The sequence below is a fragment of the Methyloferula stellata AR4 genome (genome assembly GCF_000385335.1).
Lineage (GTDB): Bacteria > Pseudomonadota > Alphaproteobacteria > Rhizobiales > Beijerinckiaceae > Methyloferula > Methyloferula stellata.
Genome location: NZ_ARWA01000001.1, coordinates 3,415,567 through 3,437,736 on the forward strand (window position 1 = coordinate 3,415,567; position 22,170 = coordinate 3,437,736).

The 22,170-nt window shown below is 59.5% G+C and carries 25 protein-coding genes; 10 read left to right on the plus strand and 15 right to left on the minus strand.

The features are described 5' to 3' along the window. The first annotated feature begins 5 nt into the window (after positions 1 to 5). From A3OQ_RS0116835 to A3OQ_RS22815, 3 genes are all read left to right on the plus strand, one after another. Entirely contained in the window at positions 6 to 281 is a 276-nt protein-coding gene (locus tag A3OQ_RS0116835; RefSeq protein ID WP_020176593.1) for an exodeoxyribonuclease VII small subunit, read from the plus strand. Between the two features lie 96 nt (positions 282 to 377). Further along, positions 378 to 854 (plus strand): hypothetical protein, encoded by a 477-nt coding sequence (locus tag A3OQ_RS0116840; protein WP_020176594.1) that lies wholly within the window; start codon positions 378 to 380, stop codon positions 852 to 854. Between the two features lie 123 nt (positions 855 to 977). After that, positions 978 to 1,523 carry a retropepsin-like aspartic protease family protein gene (locus tag A3OQ_RS22815; RefSeq protein ID WP_020176595.1) on the plus strand — a complete coding sequence of 182 codons (546 nt, stop codon included), beginning with the start codon at positions 978 to 980 and terminating at the stop codon, positions 1,521 to 1,523. 75 nt (positions 1,524 to 1,598) lie between these two features. On the opposite strand, the gene A3OQ_RS0116850 is transcribed toward A3OQ_RS22815, so the two are convergent. The 5 genes from A3OQ_RS0116850 to A3OQ_RS0116870 form a co-directional block, all read right to left on the minus strand. Continuing rightward, entirely contained in the window at positions 1,599 to 1,937 is a 339-nt protein-coding gene (locus A3OQ_RS0116850; protein WP_020176596.1) for a YdhR family protein, read from the minus strand. A 32-nt stretch (positions 1,938 to 1,969) separates the two neighbouring features. Beyond that, entirely contained in the window at positions 1,970 to 2,725 is a 756-nt protein-coding gene (locus A3OQ_RS0116855; protein WP_020176597.1) for an SDR family NAD(P)-dependent oxidoreductase, read from the minus strand. A gap of 108 nt (positions 2,726 to 2,833) precedes the next feature. Continuing rightward, positions 2,834 to 3,511, minus strand: a complete 678-nt coding sequence (locus A3OQ_RS0116860) for a DUF938 domain-containing protein (RefSeq protein WP_020176598.1) — start codon at positions 3,509 to 3,511, stop codon at positions 2,834 to 2,836. A gap of 40 nt (positions 3,512 to 3,551) precedes the next feature. Then, positions 3,552 to 4,592, minus strand: a complete 1,041-nt coding sequence (locus A3OQ_RS0116865; RefSeq protein WP_020176599.1) for an alpha/beta fold hydrolase — start codon at positions 4,590 to 4,592, stop codon at positions 3,552 to 3,554. A 123-nt stretch (positions 4,593 to 4,715) separates the two neighbouring features. Then, the gene (locus A3OQ_RS0116870; protein WP_020176600.1) at positions 4,716 to 5,045 is read right to left on the minus strand and encodes a Rieske 2Fe-2S domain-containing protein; all 330 of its coding nucleotides are present in this window, start codon (positions 5,043 to 5,045) and stop codon (positions 4,716 to 4,718) included. A gap of 410 nt (positions 5,046 to 5,455) precedes the next feature. Between A3OQ_RS0116870 and A3OQ_RS0116875 the strand changes: the two genes are divergently transcribed. Next, positions 5,456 to 6,139 (plus strand): fumarylacetoacetate hydrolase family protein, encoded by a 684-nt coding sequence (locus tag A3OQ_RS0116875; RefSeq protein WP_020176601.1) that lies wholly within the window; start codon positions 5,456 to 5,458, stop codon positions 6,137 to 6,139. A 165-nt stretch (positions 6,140 to 6,304) separates the two neighbouring features. Here A3OQ_RS0116875 and A3OQ_RS0116880 read toward each other — a convergent pair whose 3' ends face one another. Both A3OQ_RS0116880 and A3OQ_RS25230 read right to left on the minus strand, forming a co-directional pair. After that, a complete protein-coding gene (locus tag A3OQ_RS0116880) occupies positions 6,305 to 6,535 on the minus strand; it encodes a hypothetical protein (RefSeq protein ID WP_020176602.1) in 231 nt (76 codons plus the stop codon). Between the two features lie 204 nt (positions 6,536 to 6,739). After that, positions 6,740 to 6,865 (minus strand): hypothetical protein, encoded by a 126-nt coding sequence (locus A3OQ_RS25230; protein WP_020176604.1) that lies wholly within the window; start codon positions 6,863 to 6,865, stop codon positions 6,740 to 6,742. A gap of 353 nt (positions 6,866 to 7,218) precedes the next feature. On the opposite strand from A3OQ_RS25230, the gene A3OQ_RS0116895 reads away from it, so the two are divergent. Next, positions 7,219 to 8,490, plus strand: a complete 1,272-nt coding sequence (locus A3OQ_RS0116895; RefSeq protein WP_020176605.1) for a hypothetical protein — start codon at positions 7,219 to 7,221, stop codon at positions 8,488 to 8,490. Between the two features lie 43 nt (positions 8,491 to 8,533). Here A3OQ_RS0116895 and glyS read toward each other — a convergent pair whose 3' ends face one another. After that, positions 8,534 to 10,981: a glycine--tRNA ligase subunit beta gene (gene glyS, locus A3OQ_RS0116900; protein WP_020176606.1), complete on the minus strand. Its 2,448-nt coding sequence runs from the start codon at positions 10,979 to 10,981 to the stop codon at positions 8,534 to 8,536. 287 nt (positions 10,982 to 11,268) lie between these two features. Here glyS and A3OQ_RS0116905 point away from each other — a divergent pair, with 287 nt between their 5' ends. Continuing rightward, positions 11,269 to 11,691, plus strand: a complete 423-nt coding sequence (locus A3OQ_RS0116905; protein ID WP_020176607.1) for a YeeE/YedE family protein — start codon at positions 11,269 to 11,271, stop codon at positions 11,689 to 11,691. A 5-nt stretch (positions 11,692 to 11,696) separates the two neighbouring features. Beyond that, positions 11,697 to 12,119: a YeeE/YedE family protein gene (locus tag A3OQ_RS0116910; RefSeq protein WP_040580168.1), complete on the plus strand. Its 423-nt coding sequence runs from the start codon at positions 11,697 to 11,699 to the stop codon at positions 12,117 to 12,119. A gap of 35 nt (positions 12,120 to 12,154) precedes the next feature. Here the strand turns inward: A3OQ_RS0116910 and A3OQ_RS0116915 are convergent, their stop codons facing one another. After that, complete coding sequence (locus A3OQ_RS0116915) at positions 12,155 to 12,742, minus strand: hypothetical protein (protein ID WP_152428497.1); 588 nt, start codon at positions 12,740 to 12,742, stop codon at positions 12,155 to 12,157. An 80-nt stretch (positions 12,743 to 12,822) separates the two neighbouring features. Further along, the gene (locus A3OQ_RS0116920; RefSeq protein ID WP_020176610.1) at positions 12,823 to 13,770 is read right to left on the minus strand and encodes a glycine--tRNA ligase subunit alpha; all 948 of its coding nucleotides are present in this window, start codon (positions 13,768 to 13,770) and stop codon (positions 12,823 to 12,825) included. A 497-nt stretch (positions 13,771 to 14,267) separates the two neighbouring features. Between A3OQ_RS0116920 and A3OQ_RS24920 the strand changes: the two genes are divergently transcribed. Beyond that, positions 14,268 to 14,495, plus strand: a complete 228-nt coding sequence (locus A3OQ_RS24920; protein WP_020176612.1) for a hypothetical protein — start codon at positions 14,268 to 14,270, stop codon at positions 14,493 to 14,495. Positions 14,496 to 14,632: 137 nt separating this feature from the next. Here the strand turns inward: A3OQ_RS24920 and A3OQ_RS0116935 are convergent, their stop codons facing one another. Beyond that, positions 14,633 to 15,424: a tRNA1(Val) (adenine(37)-N6)-methyltransferase gene (locus tag A3OQ_RS0116935; protein WP_020176613.1), complete on the minus strand. Its 792-nt coding sequence runs from the start codon at positions 15,422 to 15,424 to the stop codon at positions 14,633 to 14,635. Next, positions 15,417 to 15,641 carry a putative signal transducing protein gene (locus A3OQ_RS0116940; protein WP_020176614.1) on the minus strand — a complete coding sequence of 75 codons (225 nt, stop codon included), beginning with the start codon at positions 15,639 to 15,641 and terminating at the stop codon, positions 15,417 to 15,419. Before A3OQ_RS0116940 ends, A3OQ_RS0116935 begins: the two co-directional genes overlap by 8 nt. A gap of 293 nt (positions 15,642 to 15,934) precedes the next feature. On the opposite strand from A3OQ_RS0116940, the gene A3OQ_RS0116945 reads away from it, so the two are divergent. Then, complete coding sequence (locus A3OQ_RS0116945) at positions 15,935 to 16,948, plus strand: polyprenyl synthetase family protein (protein WP_020176615.1); 1,014 nt, start codon at positions 15,935 to 15,937, stop codon at positions 16,946 to 16,948. A gap of 113 nt (positions 16,949 to 17,061) precedes the next feature. Next, complete coding sequence (locus tag A3OQ_RS0116950; RefSeq protein WP_244427173.1) at positions 17,062 to 17,724, plus strand: YceI family protein; 663 nt, start codon at positions 17,062 to 17,064, stop codon at positions 17,722 to 17,724. 56 nt (positions 17,725 to 17,780) lie between these two features. On the opposite strand, the gene A3OQ_RS0116955 is transcribed toward A3OQ_RS0116950, so the two are convergent. From A3OQ_RS0116955 to A3OQ_RS0116965, 3 genes are all read right to left on the minus strand, one after another. Then, complete coding sequence (locus A3OQ_RS0116955) at positions 17,781 to 18,662, minus strand: 4-(cytidine 5'-diphospho)-2-C-methyl-D-erythritol kinase (protein WP_020176617.1); 882 nt, start codon at positions 18,660 to 18,662, stop codon at positions 17,781 to 17,783. A gap of 36 nt (positions 18,663 to 18,698) precedes the next feature. Continuing rightward, positions 18,699 to 20,387, minus strand: coding sequence for a tetratricopeptide repeat protein (locus tag A3OQ_RS0116960; RefSeq protein WP_244427174.1), 1,689 nt, complete (start codon positions 20,385 to 20,387; stop codon positions 18,699 to 18,701). A 445-nt stretch (positions 20,388 to 20,832) separates the two neighbouring features. Beyond that, positions 20,833 to 22,101 carry a cell wall hydrolase gene (locus A3OQ_RS0116965; RefSeq protein WP_020176620.1) on the minus strand — a complete coding sequence of 423 codons (1,269 nt, stop codon included), beginning with the start codon at positions 22,099 to 22,101 and terminating at the stop codon, positions 20,833 to 20,835. Positions 22,102 to 22,170: the final 69 nt, after the last annotated feature.

Sequence of the window (22,170 nt, forward strand, 5' to 3'; positions counted from 1 at the left end):
AATCCATGACCAAGCCTAAAAAAGAGCCGGATGTGACCGAGAAAAACACCGATATTGCCGCCCTCCCCTTCGAGCAGGCCATGGCCGAGCTCGAAGGAATCGTCGAGCGGCTGGAAAAGGGATCAGTCGCTCTCGAAGAGTCGATTGCGATCTACGAGCGCGGCGAAGCGCTTAAGAAACATTGCGAAACGCTGCTGAAATCGGCCGAGCAGCGGATCGAAAAGATCACGCTCGGCGCGGACGGCAAGGCGACCGGCACGGAACCGCTCGACGTGGAATGAGGCCGCTGCGGCCACGCTTCTTGGTTATATAATTCTTTTATATTGATAGGGCTTTTGCTAGAAGCGCCTCAGCGTTCCAGACGTTGGGGAGCGATCATGAAGTCTGTGCGTCTTTTCACGGCCGCAGCTCTGCTGTTGGCTTCTCCCTGCACATTCGCCGAGCCCGCCGCGCCGGACAGCACCATTATCGACTACCGCCAGCCGGCGCCCCGCACGAAAATCGAAAAAGCCTATATTCTCGAAGAGATGCGCCTCTTGTTCGAATCGATCCAGACGATCAACGAAGGGCTCGCCACCGATCATATGGAAGATGTCATCGAGGCCGCGGCCAAGGCTGCGCGCGGCATGCGCCGCAACCCGAGTGATCCCGCCTATCCGGCCTCCATGCATTTCAAGGAAACGCCGGCCTGGAAACAGATGGGCGGCGATGTCGGCCGCGGCTTCGATGCATTGGCCGACGCCGCGAAAAACGGCGCCTCGAAGGAGAGGCAGCTCGCGATCCTCGCCGACACGATGAAGAATTGCGTCGCCTGCCATCAGACCTATAGGCTCGCCGAAGCGCCGCAGCCATGACGGGTGCCTGCCTGCACCGCAAAGGTCACCGTGATTTTACGAATTTGATCGCTTCCGTTTAAGGGGAAAATTAGAAAGACCGGCTAGCCTCAAGCCCGCATCGGAAAGATTTCAGGACCGGTCATGTTGCGTTTTCTGGGCATTTACCCCGTCGCCATTGTACTGGCGCTCGTCGCCGTGGGCTATGTCTCGAAACATGGCCTTATCGCGCCGCAAGCCAAGCCTGCCCCTACCGCCACGGTCGACGCGGCGGCCGTCCGCAGCTATGCCGCGACGCCGGCAAAAGCCGCCTTCGTGCCCGCCACCCAGGCCATCGAGGGCGACCGCAGAGGCCAATATACGGCCTCCGTCCAGATCGATGGCCGCGACATTCCCATGCTAATCGACACCGGCGCGAGCTTCGTAGCGCTGACCAACGAAGCCGCCAGTGAACTTGGTATCCGACCCACGGCCGCCGATTTCACGCTGAAGATGCAGACGGCCAATGGCATTTCCTCCGCGGCGCCGACTTGGCTGAAGCAGGTGCGCGTCGGCATGGTGGAAATCCATGATGTCGAAGCGGTCGTCATGGAGCCGGGTGCATCGGCCACGAGCCTGCTCGGGATGAGCTTCCTCCGCAAGCTCCACCATTTCGGCGTTTCCGACGGCAAAATGCGGCTCGAGCAATAGAGCCCGAGCGCTTTACGATCGCGCGATTAAACGCATCATCTGATCCGAAAAGTCTGCACCTTCTCGAGATGATGCTTAAGCCGGTATGGCATCCTTGGCGCGCTCGTAGAAGGGCGAGTCCATCCCGCGATTCGCATCGGCCGTGATATCGCCGTTGAAGAGCTTCACCGTGAGGCTTCCGCCAAGCTGCTTCGCCGCGGCGGCGAGATAGCCAGTGGCATAGGCCTTGGCGTTTTCCAATGAATCGAATTCATAGAAGCCACCAATCGTATTGGTATTGATGCCGGCGAGCCATGTCTTGCTTTTGAGGCCCGGCTCCTTCTGCATCGCCGCGTTGATCGCGCGCCAATCGATCTCGCCAAAGGGGATTGCAACCTGGATTTCGGCATAAAGGAAGGTCTTGTCGATGCTCATGTCATTCTCCTTAGCTTGGAAATGATACGGTTTCAGAATGGCTCCTTGAACGGACGCAAATCCAATTCATGGGTCCAGGTACTTTTGGGCTGTCTGTGCAGAGCCCAATAAACGTCCGCGATTTGATCGGTCTTAAGTAAGCCGTCTTCGCCTTTGGCTTTGACGAAATCGGGAAAGCGGCTTTTGGCGTAATCCCCCTCGATCACGCCGTCGATCACGACATGCGCGACATGGATCCCCTGCGGTCCGAATTCGCGCGCCAGGCCTTGCGCCAGCGCCCGGAGTGCCGCCTTGGCGGAGGCAAAGCCCGTGAAGGGCGGCCGCGCTTTAAGCGAGGCCGTGGCGCCCGTGAAGAGGATCGTTCCCTGCCCTTGCGGCAGCATACGCCGCACGGCTTCGCGCCCAACCAGAAATCCACCAAGCGCATTTTGCCGCCAGAGCGTTTCGAAACTGTCCGACGTGAGCTCCAGCAAAGGCGCCGCGAGATTGTTGCCGACATTATAAGCGACGAGGTCGAGGCTCGCATTGCCGCTGGCTTCGTCAAGCAAGGCGATCACCTCTTTCTCGCGCGTGACGTCGGTCACTCTCGCCTCTGCCATGCCGCCGGCCCGCCCGATCTCCTCCGCGACGGTCTTCACCTTGGCCTCCGTCCGGCCGGCCACAAAGACGCGCAGGCCCTCGCATGCGAAACGCCGCGCCAGCGCCGCACCAAGGCCCGTCGCGGCCCCGACGCCGAAGACGACGGCAGTCCGCGCAACTGAGGCCTGCCTCTGGTTCTCTTCAGCCATCGTGCTTTCCACCCCGTTCGCAACGGTTCCAATCCAACCATGCTACCGAAGCGTTTCGGTGCAAGCAAAAACGCACTACGACTGTAAATGCGCTACCCGCATATCGGCTCAAGCGCGCGCGAATTGAAGAATGAAATTATTGGCCGGCATGTCGAAGCGATGTTTCAGGGCGAGGCCATGATAATTCGCAGCCTTCTCCAAATCCCGTGCGTCCTTTAATCCCCACTCCTTCACGCCTGCCGCGAGAATTTCCTTGTCGAAGGCTTCATTGGAAGGGGTCGTATATTCGCCTTTCACCTTGAACGGACCGTAGATCGCGACGAAACCGGCAGGGCTTAAAAGCTTCGCGCCAAGCGCCGAAATGCCGTCGATGATCGCAAGGGGTGCAACCTGAAAGATGTTGATGACGAAGATCGCATCGTAAAGGCCGTCCTTCGGATCAGGCCATGTCTTTTCGTCGGTGAGATCGATACGGACCGGATCCGCGACGTTCTCATTCCCGCTTTCCGCGCGCTTCGCCTTGATGGTTTCAAATACATCCGCGTCGTAGTCAGAAGGCTGAAACCTGATCTCCGGGAAATGCGGCGCGAAATAATTGATGTGCAGCCCGGCGCCGCTCGCAAGCTCCAGAACATTGCCGGTCTTCGGAAAAACGCCCTTGAAAACCGAGAGGATCGGATCCTTGTTGCGGTTGCCGGCCCAGGCGACATAGGGGCTCAGCGGATTGGGATCGATGCAGGGCCTCGGATCTGCGATTTGCACTTCGGATGTCTGGGTCTCTGACATTTGTGTTCCTCATCTTCTCGGTTGAAAGATCTTCGCGCGGCTAAGCCGCCAACAAGTCCTTGAGATGCTGATCGACGGCCACATTGAATCCGGGGTCGGTGCCAAACAAAGCGAGATGTCCCCAGATCGAGGACACACGTTTCAATTCGCTTCCAGGGATCAGCTTTTGCTGAAGCGCTATGTCCTTCAGCGGGAAGAAGGCATCTTCATCGATCGCGATGACGAAGGTTTTCGCCTTGACGCGGGCAAGCGCCGCCACGAGGTCGCCGCCTGCAATGCGGCTCACATCGCCATCTTGCCATTTGCGTGCAAGCAGGATCAGATTGTTCGGGTCTTGCGGCAGAAAGTGACCCTCGACGAAGCCGGTGACGAAATCGTCGACATTCGTAAATCCGAGATCCCTCCAAGCGGCTTTGTTGAAGAGATCCTGCGTGAAGCCCGAGGCTGCGAAGATACGGGCATGGTTACGCAGTCCGCGATGCACGGCGCCGTCCTGATACCAGCCGTCATCGAAAGCAGGATCGGCACTGATCGCGTCAATGAAAGTCTGAACCAGGAAGCGATTATGCGGCGTCGCTGTCGCGGTGCCGGCGATAGGTGCCGCGCGTTTCACCGCGTCGGGAAAACGCACCGCCCATTCGAAGGTCTGCTGCGCACCCATCGAGCCGCCGAGCACAAGGGCGAGTTGCTCTATGCCGAATTTCTCGCTGATCAGCCTGTGCTGCGCGCGGACGTCGTCCGCGATGCCGACGCGCGGAAATCGCGCGGCATTGAACGGCAATGGCGCATTGCTCGGCGCGCTCGAGAGCCCATTGCCGATCTGATTGACGAGAATGATGAAATATTTTTCGGGGTCGAGAGCCCGGCCGGCCCCGACATAGGCCTGTTCGAGAATTTTGGACGTTCCGGAATACCAGCTTGGAAACAGCACGGCGTTGGATTTGTCCGGTGACAAAGTGCCGAAGGTCGCAAAGGCCAATGTAAGGCCGCGGATCTTGTCGCCGCTCTCGAGGTCGAAATCGCCGAGATCGAACGTCTCGAAGGGTCCGTGTCTCTCTTGCGCGTAATAAGAAAGGCTCATCCGATACCCCGCTGCGGAGAGCCGTAATTACATTTAGTACATGGAAATAGTCAAATAATATAAATACTTGTATTTACAGGAGTAAATAAGTCTATGCCCGATGCGATCGGCTAGAATAAATTTTCAGGCTCCAAGCGAAACGGGAGACGCGACATCCACGAGCACAAGGCCGTCCTCGATCCGCAGCGCATATTGCGCGAGCTGACAAAAATGCGGTGCGATTCCGCGCCCATTGCATCCATCGAATGCCCAGCGATGCGCCTGACACATCAAGATCCGCCCGTCGAAGAGCGCGTCGGCCAGTGAAATCTCCTGATGCGGACATAGGCCCTGAAAGGCTTTCAACGTGCCATCATAGGGCCAGAGCAGAAGAACCTCGCGTCCGTCCAGCGCGAAAGCAGCACTTTTCCCTTCGAGAAGATCGGCGAGTTTGCAGAGCGTTGTGAAAGCCATGGCCGCGGCATCATCGGGATGAATTCAGCGCTGATCCTTTCCGACAAAGGTTTACGCGGCGTTTCGGCAAACAGCCGAACATGCCCCTATCCAAAGCGGGATGAGGAAAACTGTGCTGCGGTTTTCCGGCGCAGATAAGTTTGCGCGGATTGCGTAAACTTATCTGCGCCATCCCGCTCTAAACTTTTGGAATCGATCACGTTCATGATTTTGGATTACCCAACTCGGGTTTGCCCGAGTTGGGTAATCCAAAATCATCGTGATCTAATGGCAAGGAGCTTGCATCCTTTTTGACGCCTGACCGGCGCGCACCGCGCTCGCGGGCCAAACCGGCGCTTGCTTTCGCTGAAACGAGCTACTACCCCTTCGCGGCAAGATACGCCGGCAAGACTTAAAACGAGGTCTGTTCCATGGGCAATTATGCGGTTGCCGAACCCCAGGTCGTTTCCCTGCTGTCCATGTCGACGCGGCCCTTTCCGGTCCGGCGCATCTATTGCGTCGGCTTCAACTACAAAGACCATCTGACCGAGATGGGCACCACGCCGACGGAAAAGCCGGTGTTTTTCATGAAGCCGCCGGAAGCGATCGTGCAGAATGGCGACCCCATGCCCTACCCGCCGGGCACAAGCGATCTGCAGCATGAGGTCGAATTGGTCGTGGCCATGAACATAGGCGGCAAGAACATCCCGCCCGACAAGGTCAATGACATGATCTTCGGCTACGCGGTCGGGCTCGACATGACGCGCCGCGACTTGCAGCGCGATGCCAAAGCCAAGGGCCAGCCCTGGGAAATGGCCAAGGCCTTCGACCATTCAGCGCCGTGCTCGTCGATCTCGCCCGAAATGTATACGGGCGTCGTCGCCAAGGGAAAGATCACCTGCAAGGTCAACGGCCAATTGCGCCAGAACGCCGATCTCTCCGACATGATCTGGGGGGTGCCTGAGCTCATCAGCTATCTCTCGGAGCTCGTCGAAATTTTCCCCGGCGATTTGATCTTCACCGGCACGCCGGCGGGCGTCGGCCCGGTGGTCAAGGGCGATCACATCGAAGCCGAGATCGCGGGGCTCGAGCCGCTCATCATCGATATCGCTTAGAGCCTTGGCCTTGGATCACGACCCAATCATTGCGTGATCGAAAGACCGTCATTGCGAAGCAATCCAGGTGACCGCTCAACTGGCGGCATGGATTGCTTCGGAGCAAAGCTCCTCGCAATGAGGCTCGAAGGCAATAACGGTCGGTGATCGTTCCCGACCCTTCGCCTAGCATGGCGGAATTTGAAACGGCGAGACGCGCGTCACGAAGCGCACGGCGTCTTTGCGCCAGCCGGTTTCCTCATAGGCAAATTTGAGAGCCGCGGCCCGGTCGGCGAAAAAGCCACCGCACAGCCCATGAACTTCGACGGCGACCCAGCGATCTTGCTCATCGCAACCAACAAGAAAACTAGGAGGCTCCTGGGCAGGAGCCACATCGATCATATCCGTTCTGAACATGGAGGGTCTCTTGGAAAGGGTTACGCGTGGCGCATGACTTCGATGATTGACACATCATCGAAGCCGGTCGGCTGGCCTTTATCGCTTATGATCGGAGGATCGTCATTGCGAGCGAAGCGAAGCAATCCAGGGACCTAAGCAATAATCTGGATTGCTTCGTCGCTTCGCTTCTCGCAATGACAGCTCATCGATTGAATCCTTAGCTTAAGGCAGCATCAATCCGATAAGCCGGACGCCGAAGCCGATCACGAGCGCCACGAGGATCACGCCCGCGAAAATCAAGTCCGGGCGAAGCGTGCTCGTGTAAGCGGATCTCGATCTCGTTCTCATCTTTTTTCTCCTGACCGCCCGAAGCATGATCCTGAGGAAAGCCGTCCCCGGAGGGACGCGCGGGCGATGAGAGAAGAATGGGCTTTATCGCATATAGGATCGATGGTTCCCGCAGCGCCGCAACATAAAGACCGCATATAGGTCAAAACGCGAAAACGGCGCATGGCCACTCCAACATAACCACTATTAAACAATAGCTTAGTTAAATTTCAGGTTAGAACTTAAGCTTTTATCATCCCCGTCAATCCAGCTCTGCGGGCTGGCTGCCTCCCGCTTACGCGGGTTCACCCTTTCTTAGGGCGGCGGCGCCAAAGTCCACCTGTCGAAAATCCGCTTCGCAAAGGATTGTTCTCTTGACGCTCGCAGCCGGGAGACCGCTTCGCTTCGCCTCCAATGAGATCAACCTCGACGCCGGGATTCTCTTCGCCGTCATGCTGGCGGCGCATATATTCGTCGCGAGCTCGGTCGCCCTCTATTCTTTCTTTCCCTCGAGCTATGACGAAATCGCGCATATCTCCTTCATCAAGGCGATGGCCGATGCACCGGTGCTGTTTCCGCATTACGGCGATTATCGCCTTCTCGATCCCAAGGATCTCAGCCTCTGGACGAGCGAACCGAACTATCTCGCGCATCCCTCGCTCTATTATCTTTTCATGGCGCCGCTCTGGAGCCTCACTGGCGGCAATGTTCTGGCGCTTCGTTTCGCCGACGTCTTCTTGTCGAGCCTCGGTCTCGCACTGACGGCCGTGGCCGGCACGAAATTGATCGAGGCGCCGCGCACAAAGCTTCTCTTCATCCTGCTCGTCTTCTGCTTTCCGAAAAACCCGGTGATCGGCGGCATCGTCAGCAATGATAATTTCGTTCTGATCGCAGCGGGCCTGTTCTTCTGGGGCTGCGCAAGCGAACGCCATCGCACTTTGTTTTTATGCCTCGGGCTTATCCTCGCGGGCTGGACCAAACTGACGGCCCTCGTCGGGCTCGGCGCCGCGGCGGGCTTTCTCGTTCTCTATTCCACGCTGCATGACCGCGAACCGCTTTTCCGGCGCACGCATCTCGCCTTGGCTTTCGCTACGCTTCTGGGATTCGTGCCTTACGCGGTCTATTGGCTGCGGACCGGCCATCTTCTCTATGTGCCTCAGAACAGCTTTTGGGTGCTGCCCGCCGATCAGCGCCCGGACCTCAACATCTTCACCTTCGCGTCCGTGTTTTTCTGGCGCATCGCCGATAAATTTCCGGCCGTGGACCGGATGATGAACGACACTCTGCCCTTGGCCCTTCTCGTTCTGGTCTCCTTGGCCGCACTCGCGAGCCAAGGCGAAGAGAAGGCCCGCCGCGTCGCCATGAGCTTTCTGTTTGCGCTGGCGGTCTTCGTGCCGATCCATTTCTTTTATGCTTGGCAGACCTTTCTAACGGCGGGACAGACCATCGATGCGCAACCGCGCTATTATAACGAACTCTGGCCGGGCTTCGCGCTGGCGCTCGCTTTAGCCTGCACTACGATCGACCGGAAAAAACTCCCGCTCGCGACGATCGCCGTCGTGATCCTCTGTCTCTTGCCGACAGCCGCGGGCCTGTTGATTTTCACCCCGCCGGTCTCGCAACCAAGCTCTACGGGCAGGTCGTGACCTGATTGGAGCATAGGCCGCCGACCCAAGCCGGTCCCGACGTTCACCCGGCGATCTTCGAGAAATCCGCGACCGTGTGCACCGCGCTGCGCAAGCCATTCAAGAGCCGCAAGCGGTTGAGGCGCAGCTTGGCATCGCTCGCATTGACCGTAACCTTGTCGAAGAAGGCATCGACCGGTGCGCGAAGCTGCGCCAGCACCTGCATCGCGCCTGAGAAATCATTCTGGTCGATCGCGCTTTCGGCGTCCTTGGCGGCTTGTTCAAGCGCGCTTGCAAGCGCCTGTTCTTCGGGCTCGCTCAGAAGCGCAGCATCATAGGGCTCGCCGAAAGACGCGATATCTTCTTTCGACTGCTTCTTTTCTTCCGCCTTTAAAATATTTGCGGCGCGGCGATAGCCGGCCAGCAGATTGGCGCCTTCGGGTGTATCGAGGAAAGCGCCAAGCGCTTCGACACGCCGCACGATCATCAAAAGATCGTCCTGGCCCTTGAGACCGAAGACGGCATCGATCAGATCGTGCCGCGCGCCCTTGTCGCGCAGATAGACCTTCAGGCGATCGGCAATGAAAGCCAGAATCTCGTCGAACAGGACGCTTCGTTCATCCGCGAATTTCGTCAGTTCCGCCGTGAACTCGAGCTCGGACTCGGGTGTCGACGAGATCTTCTCGCCTTGGCGTACGAGCTGCAATTCATGCACACGCTCATAGGGTTTCAAGACGGCGGCGAGATCCGAGAACCGCGCGAAATCAGCATCGGACGGCTCGCCTTCACCCGAGAACCGCGCTTCGACATAGCGATGGACGGCTTCATAAGCGCCTTTCGCGGGCTCGCGCGAAAATTCCCAGGCCCAGGGCCCGCCGTGCACGAGCGTCTCAAGCTCATGCTCGTCGCTGTCGTCCTGGTCCTTGATGCCTTGCAATGTATGCGTCGGCACGGCCTCGGCGATGCGCGCATGATTGACGAAGCTTGTCGCAATCATCGCGCGCAAGGCGAGCCGCAGATCGTTCTCGAGAATCAGGCGAATGATGCCGAGCGCGGCACGGCGCAAGGCGAAAGGATCCTTGCTGCCGGTCGGCCGCTCGTCGATCGCGAAGAAGCCGGTCAGCACATCGATTTTATCGGCCAGAGCGACGGCGATGGAGACCGGCTCGGACGGCACGCGGTCGCTTGGGCCTTGCGGCCTGTAATGATCCTCGAGCGCCGCCGCGACCGCGGCAGGCTCGCCTTGCGCCGCCGCGTAATAGCGGCCCATGAGACCTTGCAGCTCAGGAAACTCGCCCACCATTTCGGAGACGAGATCGGCTTTGGCCAGATATGCCGCGCGCTCGCAGGGCACCGGATCGGCGCCGACGAAGGCCGCGAGATCGCGCGATAAAAGCATCAGCCTTTTCACCCGCTCGCCTTGCGTGCCGAGCTTTTCGTGAAACACGATGTCGTCGAGTTTCGGCAACCGGTCTTCGAGCTTAATGGCGAGATCCGTCTCCCAGAAAAACTTCGCATCCGACAGGCGCGAGCGCACGACACGGCCATTGCCGGCGGCAATTGCCACGCCGCCGTCGCTCGCAACGAGGTTCGACACGAGGATGAATTTATTGGCGAGTTTGCCGTCTTGGCCGCGCAGCACGAAGCATTTCTGATTGACGCGGATCGTCGTGCGGATCACCTCCGGCGGGATTTGAAGAAAAGCCTCTTCGAAGGCGCCTGTGAGCACGACAGGCCATTCGACGAGGCCCGCGACCTCGTGCAAAAGCGCCTCGTCCTCGATAAGATCGAGGCCTTGGGCCTGCGCCAATGTGCGCGCGTCATGCAGAATGATATCGCGCCGCCGCGCCGGATCGAGCACGACTTTCGCGGCATCGAGCGCGCTCGCATAATCGTCGAAGCGCCTGACCTTGAATTCCTGCGGCGCCATGAATCTATGGCCGGAGGTCATATTGCCCGCGGCGATGCCGTCGATTTCGAAAGGCACGATGTCCGGCTCTTCGCCTTCCGGCCCGAAGGTCGCGACGATTCGATGCAGCGGCCGCACCCAGCGCAGAGCATCGCTGCGCACGGAGGCAGCCCCCCAGCGCATGCTTTTCGGCCAGGGAAAGCCGCGGACGATCGACGGAATTAAATCGGCCAGGACGGCGAGCGTTTCGCGCCCCGCCCGCTCGACGACGGCAATATAGAATTCGCCTTTTTTGGCATCCTTCTGGATGGTCGCCTGATCGAGCGAGGTGAGGCCCGCGCTTTTCAAAAAGCCCTGCACGGCGGCCTCCGGCGCACCGACGCGCGGGCCTTTCTTCTCTTCGCGCGTATCGGGCTGGCGCAAGGGAATGCCAGCCACATGCAAGGCGAGCCTGCGCGGCGTCGCAAAAGCGCCTGCCCCTTCGAAGACGAGACCATTCTCCGTCAGGCCGGCCGTCACCAGCCGTTTCAGATCCTCGGCGGCCTGGGCCTGCATGCGGGCCGGGATTTCTTCGGAGAAAAGTTCAAGAAGCAGATCTGGCATGGGGGATTCTTTTAAGGGGCAAGGACCTGGCGCGCCAACCCTCCCCTTGCGGGAGAGGGTGGCCAGCGGAGCTGGCCGGGTGAGGGGTTACAATCCCTGCGAGTTATAAAAAATCATAACCCCTCATCCGGCCCGACTTCGTCGGGCCACCTTCTCCCGCAAGGGGAGAAGGAATGCCGACCGCCGTCTATAACTGCCGATCCCGCCGAAAGAAACGAAAAGGCCTGCGACATTGCTCTTTGCCGAAGTTAAGTCCATAAATTTAGTGGATTTAACATGAGAGCGCTATGACGGAATTCACACCTTTCTCGGCCGCGCTCGGGGGCGCCCTGATCGGGTTTTCGGCTTTGATCCTGTTTCTGCTCGACGGCCGCATCGCGGGCATCAGCGGGATTCTCGGCAACCTCCTGGCATTCCGTCCAGGCGAGATCGCATGGCGGCTGGCTTTTCTCGCCGGGCTTGTGGCCGCACCTGCCCTTTATGCCGCGGCTGGCGGGCGTCTGCCGCCGCTGACGGTCGCGTCTTCGATCCCGCTTTTGCTGATTGGCGGCTTTCTCGTCGGATTTGGGACAAGACTCGGAAATGGCTGTACTAGCGGGCATGGCGTCTGCGGCATTGCTCGGTTCTCTCCCCGATCGATCGCGGCGACGCTGATCTTCATGGCGGCGGCAGCGGTCACGGTTTTCATCATGCGTCATGTGATTGGGTGAGCGAAATGCCGACAATTCTCGCAGCGCTTATCAGCGGCCTCATCTTCGGCGTGGGCCTCGTCATTTCGCAGATGATCAATCCTGCAAAAGTGCTGAACTTCCTCGATGTCACGGGAACCTGGGACCCGAGTCTCGCCTTCGTCATGGCCGGCGCCATACCCGTCGCCGCGCTCGGCTTTTACTTGGGCCGAAGGCGCGCGGCCCCGGTCCTGGCGCAGAGCTTCCATGGGCCCACGCAAACCAAAATCGATTTCCGCCTGATCGCAGGCGCAACGCTTTTCGGCATCGGCTGGGGCCTTATCGGCTTTTGTCCGGGGCCAGCGCTCGCCGCGCTTCAATCTGGCCGGCACGAGGTTTTCATTTTCGTCGCGGCAATGATCGGGGGGATGGTGGTGTTTCGGCTGATGGAAAAAGCCGACACCGCGTGACGATGAGAACGAGACGGTGCTTGTTAGGGCACCAGTCAGTTTCCGGATAGCTGCAAATGATTCTCCGCGTACAGCTTCATGTTAGCAGCGTCCTTGGCGTCGAACTCCTTACCCCTCGATTGAATTTGAACGAACGCCGCGCTGCTTTTGCCAGATCGCAAGAATGTTCCAGCGTTATGTTCCTTTTGGAGTCCCTCACCAATCTCATATTCAATGAATAGTCGAGGATCACCATTTTGCTCTGTATAGGTAACTTCACTGACGATCTTTCCGTTGGAGAAGCCTCCTAATAGGCTCGCTTGTATCTTCATCATTGCATCGCGCTGCGCGTCGGCTGGCTGCGGCAGCGCGTAAACTGTCACGGTCATCAATCTGGTCCATTTGTTTATATCGTCGCCCGCGGGCACGTACTCCAAAGACATGGATCGTTTCCCTACGCCATAGGCCGCCCAGCGGAATTCGTTACAACCGAAGGTCTTGGCAACCGGTAAGAAGTAATTGCCGTATTCGATCAGCTTCGGCTTATCGGGGCCACCGTCTTGTCCTGGCGGAATTTCGGGATCGGCGAACGCGGGAAAGGTCAGCATCGCTAAAAATACGAGAACCCTCGAGCATCTACGCATTGTCATTCCCTATGGCATCGAACGGGAATAGCGAAATTAGGGTATCTTTACGCGTACTGCTGCCGCCGAATAACGAGAAATTACGGAGCGCGTCCCCCACCTTCCGTCTTCAGCCACGCCGCGCCGCAGGCCTTGGCGAGATCACGCACGCGCAGGATGTAGCTCTGGCGCTCCGTCACCGAGATGACTCCCCGCGCGTCGAGCAGGTTGAAAATATGCGAGGCCTTGATGCATTGATCATAGGCCGGCAACACCATCAAATGCGTCTTGCCTTTGTCGCCCTTCATCAGGAGCGAACGGCATTCGGCCTCGGCATCCTTGAAGTGCTGGAATAAGGTCTCGACATTCGCGGCCTCGAAATTATGCCGCGAATATTCCTGCTCGGCCTGTTTGAACACGTCGCCGTAGCTGACGCGCGCGTCGCCCTCGCAGCCGTTGAAGTTGATGTCGAATATATTCTCGACGCCCTGCACATACATGGCGAGGCGTTCGAGCCCATAGGTGAGTTCGCCCGACACGGGCGCGCATTCGATGCCCGCGACCTGCTGGAAGTAAGTGAATTGCGAAACCTCCATGCCGTCGCACCAGCATTCCCAGCCGAGCCCCCAGGCGCCGAGCGTCGGGCTTTCCCAATCGTCTTCGACGAAGCGGATGTCGTGCAACCCCAGGTCGATGCCGATCGCTTTCAGCGAGGCGAGATAAAGATCCTGCAGATTATCCGGCGACGGCTTCAAGATGACCTGAAACTGATAATAATGCTGAAGACGGTTCGGGTTCTCGCCATAGCGCCCGTCCTTCGGCCGCCGCGACGGCTGCACATAGGCGGCGCGCCAGGGCTTGGGGCCGAGCGAGCGCAAGGTCGTCGCGGGATGAAAGGTCCCCGCCCCCACTTCCATGTCATAGGGCTGCAGGATGACGCAGCCTTGTGCCGCCCAAAAGGTTTGCAGGGTCAGGATCAGACCTTGGAAAGACCGTGTCGGGTCGAGAGAGCCTTGAGACGCCAAAGGCGCGGCAACGGATGTGGACATAGATGATCCTGATTCCAACAGACCGGGCGATGGTGCTTTTGGCACGGCGCCCGGCGAAGCGCGGCAACCTAAAGCATCGGACCGAAAAGTGCGAAGCGGTTTTCGGACCAATCCGATGCGATTAAAAAGACCTAAGAACGCCGGACTGATTCGACACCAACGTCCGGTATTTTGGAGCATGACCCCAAAAAGTTGCAGACTTTTTGGGTAGGATCATGCGGCGATCATCCTCTAAGCCGCGTTCGGTTCGATTGAAAGCAAACATTTTGCAGTAGCGAACGGGCCTTTATTTCAACCGTAACGACGCTTGAGCGACATTGGAAAGGTTAATCGGGCTCCTCCTCTTCATGGTGATGACATAAAGCTTGGTTCTGCTAATCTCCGCTAGCTGGTCTTCCAGGATGAATACCCTAAATGGCTCTTGGGAGGATTGGGCTCCGCTCGACAATCCCAACCTGGAAACGAGAGCAAAGGCCATTAGGCCGGAGGAGTGAGACATGAATTTGAGTCTTAAAGTCGTTTTAACTACGAGTACCCTTCTTGGCACAGCCTTTGGCCTGGTGAGCCTCGCCAATGCGGCTCCTGCCGGTCTGACCCAAGCTGCCCCCGCCGTACAAGCTGTCGAACAGTCGGCCGGTGAGACGCCGAAGATCGAAAAGACCTGGTGGCATCGTTGGCATCGCTGGCACCGCTATCACTATTGGCATCGCTGGCACCGCTGGTGAGCCCTGCCTTGCGGCATGCATAGCTCATAAAGTTTCGGCCGGTTCACGAACCGGCCTTTTTCATGCAGCCTCGGTTCTGTTTTCGACGCGTTTTCTGCACGCGAACCGGTCTCCACTTCGCTCGAAAACGCTTTGGTTCACCAGTCGATCAGCGCCTCGCCGCGATGGATCGCATCGGCCGGCGGCGTGAAGCGACCCTGGTCTTGCAGCACCAGGGCCGGTGCCAAGGCAAAAGGCGCCCGGCTGCCTTTCTTGCCGCGCAGAAGGATACGATTGGCCGCTTTGTCCCGCTGCGGATGAATGGGCAAGACCGTCACGGCGCCGATCCGCTGACCGCATGCTGTGAGGATCGCGGGCAAGGCTTCCGGCCTATGGATCATCAAAAACGTGCCGCCCGGCGCCAGCAGCGCGAGACAGGCTCTGATCCAACCGCTCAGCATTTCGGCGCCGCCGTCCGGCATAAGATGGGCGCTGCGTTTTCCCGCATGCGGCGAAGCCCGTGCGCGGTCGGGATCCTCGAATGGCGGATTGGTGAGAACGAGGCTGGCTTCGCTAGGCGCGAGACCGGCCGCGCGGCGGCTCGCGCCCGAGAAAATATCGGCTTCCCGGACGACGCCCCGTCCCGCCAAGCCGTTGAGTGCCAGATTATCCTTGGCGAGCCTTGCGACGACGGGATCATTCTCGATAAGGCCAAGGCTGACCGCCGGACAGCGCAGCGCAAGGATCAGCCCGGCCGTCCCGACACCCGCGCCGACGTCGAGTACGAGGCCCGCGGCATCCGGGGGCGCCGCCGCGGCGAGAAGCACCGCGTCCGTTCCGGCCCGATGGCCCTTGCGCGGCTGATAGAGGCTGAGCCGGCCGCCCAGAATGGCATCGCAACTGACCTCGGCATCATGGCTTGCTGCGAGGTCTGGCAATGGTTCAGCCACGCCGCAATTCCATGGCGAGGCCCGCCTCTTCGAGCAAGCTGCGCGCCTCTTTTTCGAGGTCCTCATGCACGAGAACCCGGCGCGGCATGAAGCCTGTCGATCCTTCGAGCGCGCTCATGAAGGCGTCGGCAATGAAAATATCGATGCCTTCATCGGCAAGGATCGCCTCGACCAGAGAGATCAATACCAGATCGTTGGTCCGCAGAAGTTCGACCATTCCACCCTCTAAAGTCGTGTGTCCACGCCTAACGCATTGTTTCCGATTGAGGCTCGCATGGGGCAAAATGTCCTGCAAGGGCGATCGCAGGCTTTGTTGCCGAGGCCGAGCTCCCCTCTTAAGGTCCGCTTGCCACATAAAGTCCATCAAGGGCAGAAAAGACTGTCTTGGGCCCTATTTTGGATTTTCGCCCAGGCTTTATAAGTGCATGACGGGCGGAGGCCCAAGGGGTTGCGCGGTCAGGCTGACGGGCAATCCCAAGGCTGAGGTCTTGGTGGCAGCGGAGTACGGTCTTGGGCCTTGTGATCCCTCTCGAAGAAAAAGCCAAAGACTCCTCGTTCGACGGGCTTTCGGGTCTGGTCTCGGCCGATATGGAACGGGTTAATCAAACGATTCTTGCCCGCGCAGCCTCGCATGTGACGATGGTGCCGGACGTCGCCAATCATCTCATTTCCTCGGGCGGCAAAAGATTGCGGCCGATGCTGACGCTGGCGACCGCCGGTCTTTGCGGCTACACGGGCGCCGGCCATGTGAAACTCGCGGCCAGCGTCGAATTCATGCATACGGCAACGCTTCTCCACGACGATGTCGTGGACGAAAGCGATCTGCGGCGCGGCCGGCTCGCGGCGCGCATGCTTTGGGGCAATAGCGCCAGCGTGCTCGTCGGCGATTTCCTGCTCGGCCAGGCCTTCAAGATGATGGTCGAAGTTGGCTCGCTCGCCTGCCTCGACGTGCTCTCTTCCGCCGCGGCCATCATCGCCGAAGGCGAAGTCATGCAACTCGCTGCTGCCAAGGATACGCAGACGAGCGAAGACGATTATCTGGCCGTGATCCGCGCCAAGACGGCGGCGCTGTTCAGCGCGGCCTGCGAAGTCGGGCCGACGCTCGCGCAACGCCCCAAGGCGGAAATCGCCGCCTGCCGCGGCTATGGCATGAATCTCGGCATCGCCTTTCAGCTCATCGACGACGCTTTGGATTATGGCGGGACCTCGTCCGCGCTCGGCAAGAATGTCGGCGACGATTTCCGCGAGGGCAAGATCACCTTGCCGATCGTTTTGTCCTTCCGGCGCGGCTCAGAAGCCGAGCGCGCCTTCTGGCAGCGCACTTTGGAACAGGGCGAGATCGCAGACAGCGATCTCGAGGCGGCGATCGCGCTTTTGCGCAAGCACCGCGCCCTGGAAGACACGATCGAGCGGGCCCGGCATTATGGCGCGATGGCACGCGATGCGCTCGAGCTTTTCCCCGCCTCGGAGTGGAAGATCGCGCTCAATCAGGTGGTCGATTTCTGCATCGATCGCGCGCATTAGATCGGTCAGCCAAGCGGATCTGCCTTGGACTCACTATTCTGATAAGTTGAAAGTAAGTTTCAAAACTATCCTAGTTTTTCAAAGTTTCGATATTTGCCATGGATCGGTCCGGCATGCTGCTACCGGCAGCCGGATACGAGGCACTCGAAATGACATTGCGACTTTCATTCGCCGCTACAGGCATGGCTCTTCTGCTCGCCGGCGCGGCCAACGCCCAGGCGCCCGCAGCGCCCAATAAAAATCCTGCAGCGGTCGAAGCCGGCACCTTTCAGGTCGAGCCCATCCATACCCGCGTGCTCTTCAAAGTCTCGCATCTGGGCTTTTCCTATTGGTATGGGGATTTCGCCGGAGTGAGCGGCACGCTCGTCCTCGATCCAAAGCACCCGGCTGCGGCAAAGCTCGACGTGAGCCTCCCCGTCGCCTCGGTCTCTTCGGTCAATTCGAAGCTCGACGACGAACTCAAGGGTGCCGATTGGCTCGATACCGCGCAGTTCCCGACAGCAACTTTCGTCTCGCGCAAAGTCACGCCAAGCAGCACGGGCCATGCCGATGTTCTGGGCGATCTGACGCTCCACGGCGTCACCAAGCCCTTGGTGCTTCACGTCACCTTCAACGGCTCGGGGATCAACCCGATGGACAAGGCCTATACGACAGGCTTTGAGGCTCATGGCACGATAAAGCGCAGCGCGTTCGGCGTGAGCAAATATGTGCCGCTCGTGGGCGACGACGTCGAGCTCATCATCAGCGGCGCCTTCGAACGCGCGCCCTCGCAATAAGCGATTCAAAACACATGCTTATGAAGGGCGGTGATAATCGCTCTTCATGTAAAGCATCAGTTTAACAAGCTGACCTTCACCCACCAATCCGGGTGCGCCTTCAAAATCGTTTTCTTGGCGCGCGCGGCCGCTTTGCAATCGGCAAAAAGCGCGAAACAGGTCGCGCCCGACCCCGACATGCGGGCGAGCTTGCAGCCGGGCGCAGCCGCGAGCACGGCGAGCACATCGCCAATGATGGGCGCGATCGTACAGGCCGCGTCTTCCATATCGTTGCGGCCTTTGCGCAGCAGCTTGTAGAGCGCATCCGGCTGCAGACCCTCTGCGATCTCAGGGTGCTTGCCGAAATGCGTCTCCGCGCCTGGCGTGACGTTCATGCGCGCGAAAACCTGTTTTGTCTCGACCGGCACCCGCGGATTGACGATCAAGGACATCAATGGCGGCAGGCTCAGCACGGGTCCGAGCTTTTCGCCGAAGCCCGCCATCATGCGGCCCTTCGCGGCGAGGCAGACCGGCACGTCCGCGCCGGTCGCACGCGCGGCGTCCATGAGCCTTGGATCGTCCAAGGCCAGATGATTGGCCCGCGCGAGGAGGCGAAGCGCCGCCGCGGCATCGGATGATCCGCCGCCGATCCCGGCCGCCACGGGCAGGTATTTTTCCAGGCGAAAAGCGCCGAGCGTCAGGCCTTCGACCCGCACTGCCAGATTGCGCGCGGCTTTGCAGACGAGATTATCGCTGCTCGTACCGGCGGCCTCGGCACCCGGTCCGGAGACTTCCAAGGTGAGATCCGGCCCAGGCGTCAGCGTGAGGAGATCGCCGCTGCGCGAAAAGACGACGAGGCTTTCAAGCTCGTGCCAGCCGTCGGCGCGCCGGCCAAGCACGTGCAAGGTCAGATTGATCTTCGCAGGCGCGCGTTCCGAGAGAACTTCAGGCAAAGCCACGGGAACTTAAGTCAAGACAAGCAAGAGCAAAGATTTTCATCCGCCGTTCTTGCCAGGATCGGCATCGGCCGCGGCGGGCTTTTCCACATCCGGCAGGCCATGCTCGATCTTATCGAGGATCTTCTCCTTGTCATCCGGCTCCGGGCCAAGATCGCGGGCATGATTCCATTGGAAATGCGCTTCGAGCTTGCGCCCGACGCGCCAATAGGCATCGCCCAGATGATCGTTGATGACGGGATCCGACGGCTTCAAATCGATCGCGCGCTCGAGTTCCTTCACGGCTTCGTCGTAATGGCCGAGTTTGTAATAGGCCCAGCCGAGACTGTCGACGATATAGCCGTCCGTCGAACGCAGCTCGACCGCTTTGTGAAGCATGGAAAAGGCCTGGTCGAGATTCATCCCCTGATCGACCCAGCTATAACCGAGATAGTTCAGGACAAGCGGCTGATCCGGATAAAGCTCAAGCGCATGTTTGAAATCGGCTTCCGCCAGTGGCCATTTTTTCTGCCGCTCATAGCTGATGCCGCGGAAATAATAGAGCGGCCATTGGGCCTTTTCCGGCTTCGTGGTTTCGTTGAGCGCCCGCGTGTAAGTCTCCGCGGCTTCGGCGAATTGCTTGCGCGAGCGCTGTAGATTGCCGAGTGCCGAGAGCGCATCCTCGTCCTTTGGATGTTCGTCGACGATGTTTTTCAGATATTTCGCGGCCTCGTCCGTCCTACCGAGCGCCTCAAGAATCTCGCCGGTCTGGATGTCGGCGGTTGTCCGCAGCGGATCCGTTTCGGGGACAGTGTTATAGACGTCGATCGCCTGCTCGTTTTGTTTGATGCGCTCGTAAATATCCGCCAAAGTAATGGTGGCGAGGCCATTCTGCGGCGCGAGGTAAAGCGACAGCCGCAGATAGATCATCGCGGCAAGTTCGTCACCCTGGCGGCCGCCCGCCGAACCAAGGCCATAGAGAACCTCCGCCGCGCCCTGCTCCGGCGTCTTGACAAAGGGCTCGAGCGGCTTGCCGGCGCGCAGATCGGCCAAGGCCGCTACGACGATCGGATGATTGGGCAGGATCTGGTCGAAGGCTTCATAGGCCGCGATCGCGGCCTGGCGGTCGCCGTGCTTCGCCTTGAAACGGGCATAGGCATCGACCAGCCGCAGCGTATTCTTGTCGGCATTATAGGCGGCCGTCAGCCGCTTCGTCGCTTCCGGAACGTCATTGCCGATGTCGGCGATCAAGCCTTTGTGGTAATCGCGGAAAATGCTGAAATTCTCATCCTTGAGCTTATCGACGAGCGCAAGTGCCTGCTTGGTGTCGCCGCTTCCCGCATAGGTCCAGGCTGTCAGCAGCGTCGCGGTGACGTCGCGTTCCTGCCCGGCGCCGCTTTTGGCAAGCTGCTGGCGCGCCAAGACCCATTGCTTGGCCTTGATCGCTTTGATGCCGAGCGCCAGATGGGCGAGGCCATTGTTGGGATCGCGGCCGATCAAACGGTCGGCCAGCACGAAACCATCCGCAGTATTGCCATTCGAAATCGCGGCGACGAAGGCGCGCTCGATCAATTGCGCATTGCGCGGATCATAGCGCAGAGCCTCGCGAAAGAAGGTCGCCGCGGCGACGGTATCGCGTTCCGCTCCGGCAACCAGCGCCGCGAGATAATTGCCGGCTGGGCTCGCGCCGACTTCGAACGGCGTCGCGACCGCGAGGCTTTCGCGCGCGCGCGCCTCAGCTGGCGACAAAGGCCACGCCAGGACCGAGAGCGCCAATCCCGCCAAAAGCCAACGCCGTGAATCGAAGCAACGCCGAAGCTCGCCAATATCCCGATAAGCGAAATTGGATATTTGCACGCGACAGCCTTTCCCCAGGAGAGTCACCCGGGCCTTAGCCCAAGGCGATGATCGTGCGAACGAAACGCGAAGAACATGGCCGTTTTGCGCTCGTGCGGCAAGCGAATATCGCAAGGCCCTGCCGAGAAAGCGGACAGAAATATTCAAAACACCGAAATTTGAAACGGCTGCGCAGGTTACGCGGCAATCCTCGGCCAATTATGCAGCTTTTCGCGAGGTTGCAGCCCGCGGCTTGACGCGTGAAATCGCGCAAATCGCCGAAGATCCTGAGCGGACTTTAAAAATCCGGCTTTGAAAATTCGCTTTTAAAAAGCCGGCCATGAAATTCGGACTTGGCTCAGGTTTGGCCTGGCCGCAGCTTGTAGAAAATATGATGTCCTATGACATCCATTTTTTCGAGCCTTCGCGCCCAGCGCGGCCTGACGTAATTGGCATGGTAATGCGTCGAATCCCCGACGTCCGCGACATAGGTCTTGCCGTCGCTGACCGCTTCGGCGATGCGCACCGCCGTGTGCCATGACTCCTGGTCGGTGACCCGCAACGACTTGCCTTCGCAGGCAAAGGAGAATTGGCACGCATTGTAGCGGTTGCGGTTTTGATAGACGACACCGCAGATCGTCGAAGGATAGAGTCCGCTCGCCACGCGGTTCAAGACGACCTGCGCGACGGCGGCCTGCCCTTCTTCCGGTTCGCTGCGGGCTTCGAAATAAATCGCCTCGGCGAGGCAGCGCTTTTCGTGGCCGGCTTTATCCTCATCGATCAGCGCGGCGTAATTCGGCCGGTCGCTTTGCGGCATCACGCTCATATTATGAGGCTGCTGCGGTTGCGTCGGCAATGACACGATCTCGACCGGTACCGAATCAGCCGGCGCCGGGGTCGTCGAAGCCAAGGCCGTCGCGCGCCGCACGGAAGGCGTCGCGCCCTGCATCAAGCGCTCATTGACGGCGGCGGGGCGCATCGTCAGCGTCGAACCCATAGCCGGGCCTGTCGTACCTTTTTGACCCGGCGACGCATCGATTGCCGAATGCGCCCTGGTCGGGCTTTCGCCATCCGCCCAAGGCTCGAATGTCTCGACGCTTTCCGGGCCTGCGGTCTCGTCGTCCGCCGGCGAAAACCCGCTCGTCGGCCACGTGTCGTCATGATTGAAGATCAAATCCGTCGCACGGACCAATGCGAGACCGCCTGATTGACGCAACTTCGTGTCGAAGGTCGGACGCAGTCCAACCACCGGGTCGCCTTTGTGCGAGCGGTCGATCTGCGGAAACGCATGCGCATGATTTTTCAAATCGGCGCGCGGCTCTTTCTCGTTGGACACGCGTTTGAAATCGTCGGCCGTGCCGAGCACCAGACTCGCCTGCTGTACGAGTCCGCCTTCGGCCGCGCCTGACGCCGTACCCGTATAATGGATAAGATCACCGATGCGCGGAGCACTATTCGGTGGAACCAGAACGCCGGGGCCCTCGATCGCGCGGATGGCAATCGGCACGAAGGATCCGTTGACGGTCGCATCCTGGCCAGCATCGGCCGCAATCGACACGACGAGGCCGATGCCGAGGCACCAGGGCGCGACAACCCCCATGGCCCAACCGATGCGCGACCGACCCATACGCGTCCAAAGCCCCTTAAGCCCGAGCATGATCTTCCGAAAAGTCGCTGACTTTCCGGACGAAGATCA

Excerpts from the sequence above, each read along its gene's own strand:
- A3OQ_RS0116835 (WP_020176593.1), top strand. The coding sequence starts at position 6 with ATGACCAAGCCTAAAAAAGAGCCGGATGTGACCGAGAAAAACACCGAT.
- A3OQ_RS0116840 (WP_020176594.1), top strand. The coding sequence starts at position 378 with ATGAAGTCTGTGCGTCTTTTCACGGCCGCAGCTCTGCTGTTGGCTTCT.
- A3OQ_RS22815 (WP_020176595.1), top strand. The coding sequence starts at position 978 with ATGTTGCGTTTTCTGGGCATTTACCCCGTCGCCATTGTACTGGCGCTC.
- A3OQ_RS0116850 (WP_020176596.1), bottom strand. The coding sequence starts at position 1,937 with ATGAGCATCGACAAGACCTTCCTTTATGCCGAAATCCAGGTTGCAATC.
- A3OQ_RS0116855 (WP_020176597.1), bottom strand. The coding sequence starts at position 2,725 with ATGGCTGAAGAGAACCAGAGGCAGGCCTCAGTTGCGCGGACTGCCGTC.
- A3OQ_RS0116860 (WP_020176598.1), bottom strand. The coding sequence starts at position 3,511 with ATGTCAGAGACCCAGACATCCGAAGTGCAAATCGCAGATCCGAGGCCC.
- A3OQ_RS0116865 (WP_020176599.1), bottom strand. The coding sequence starts at position 4,592 with ATGAGCCTTTCTTATTACGCGCAAGAGAGACACGGACCCTTCGAGACG.
- A3OQ_RS0116870 (WP_020176600.1), bottom strand. The coding sequence starts at position 5,045 with ATGGCTTTCACAACGCTCTGCAAACTCGCCGATCTTCTCGAAGGGAAA.
- A3OQ_RS0116875 (WP_020176601.1), top strand. The coding sequence starts at position 5,456 with ATGGGCAATTATGCGGTTGCCGAACCCCAGGTCGTTTCCCTGCTGTCC.
- A3OQ_RS0116880 (WP_020176602.1), bottom strand. The coding sequence starts at position 6,535 with ATGTTCAGAACGGATATGATCGATGTGGCTCCTGCCCAGGAGCCTCCT.
- A3OQ_RS25230 (WP_020176604.1), bottom strand. The coding sequence starts at position 6,865 with ATGAGAACGAGATCGAGATCCGCTTACACGAGCACGCTTCGCCCGGAC.
- glyS (WP_020176606.1), bottom strand. The coding sequence starts at position 10,981 with ATGCCAGATCTGCTTCTTGAACTTTTCTCCGAAGAAATCCCGGCCCGC.
- A3OQ_RS0116905 (WP_020176607.1), top strand. The coding sequence starts at position 11,269 with ATGACGGAATTCACACCTTTCTCGGCCGCGCTCGGGGGCGCCCTGATC.
- A3OQ_RS0116910 (WP_040580168.1), top strand. The coding sequence starts at position 11,697 with ATGCCGACAATTCTCGCAGCGCTTATCAGCGGCCTCATCTTCGGCGTG.
- A3OQ_RS0116915 (WP_152428497.1), bottom strand. The coding sequence starts at position 12,742 with ATGCGTAGATGCTCGAGGGTTCTCGTATTTTTAGCGATGCTGACCTTT.
- A3OQ_RS0116920 (WP_020176610.1), bottom strand. The coding sequence starts at position 13,770 with ATGTCCACATCCGTTGCCGCGCCTTTGGCGTCTCAAGGCTCTCTCGAC.
- A3OQ_RS24920 (WP_020176612.1), top strand. The coding sequence starts at position 14,268 with ATGAATTTGAGTCTTAAAGTCGTTTTAACTACGAGTACCCTTCTTGGC.
- A3OQ_RS0116940 (WP_020176614.1), bottom strand. The coding sequence starts at position 15,641 with ATGGTCGAACTTCTGCGGACCAACGATCTGGTATTGATCTCTCTGGTC.
- A3OQ_RS0116950 (WP_244427173.1), top strand. The coding sequence starts at position 17,062 with ATGCTGCTACCGGCAGCCGGATACGAGGCACTCGAAATGACATTGCGA.
- A3OQ_RS0116965 (WP_020176620.1), bottom strand. The coding sequence starts at position 22,101 with ATGGGTCGGTCGCGCATCGGTTGGGCCATGGGGGTTGTCGCGCCCTGG.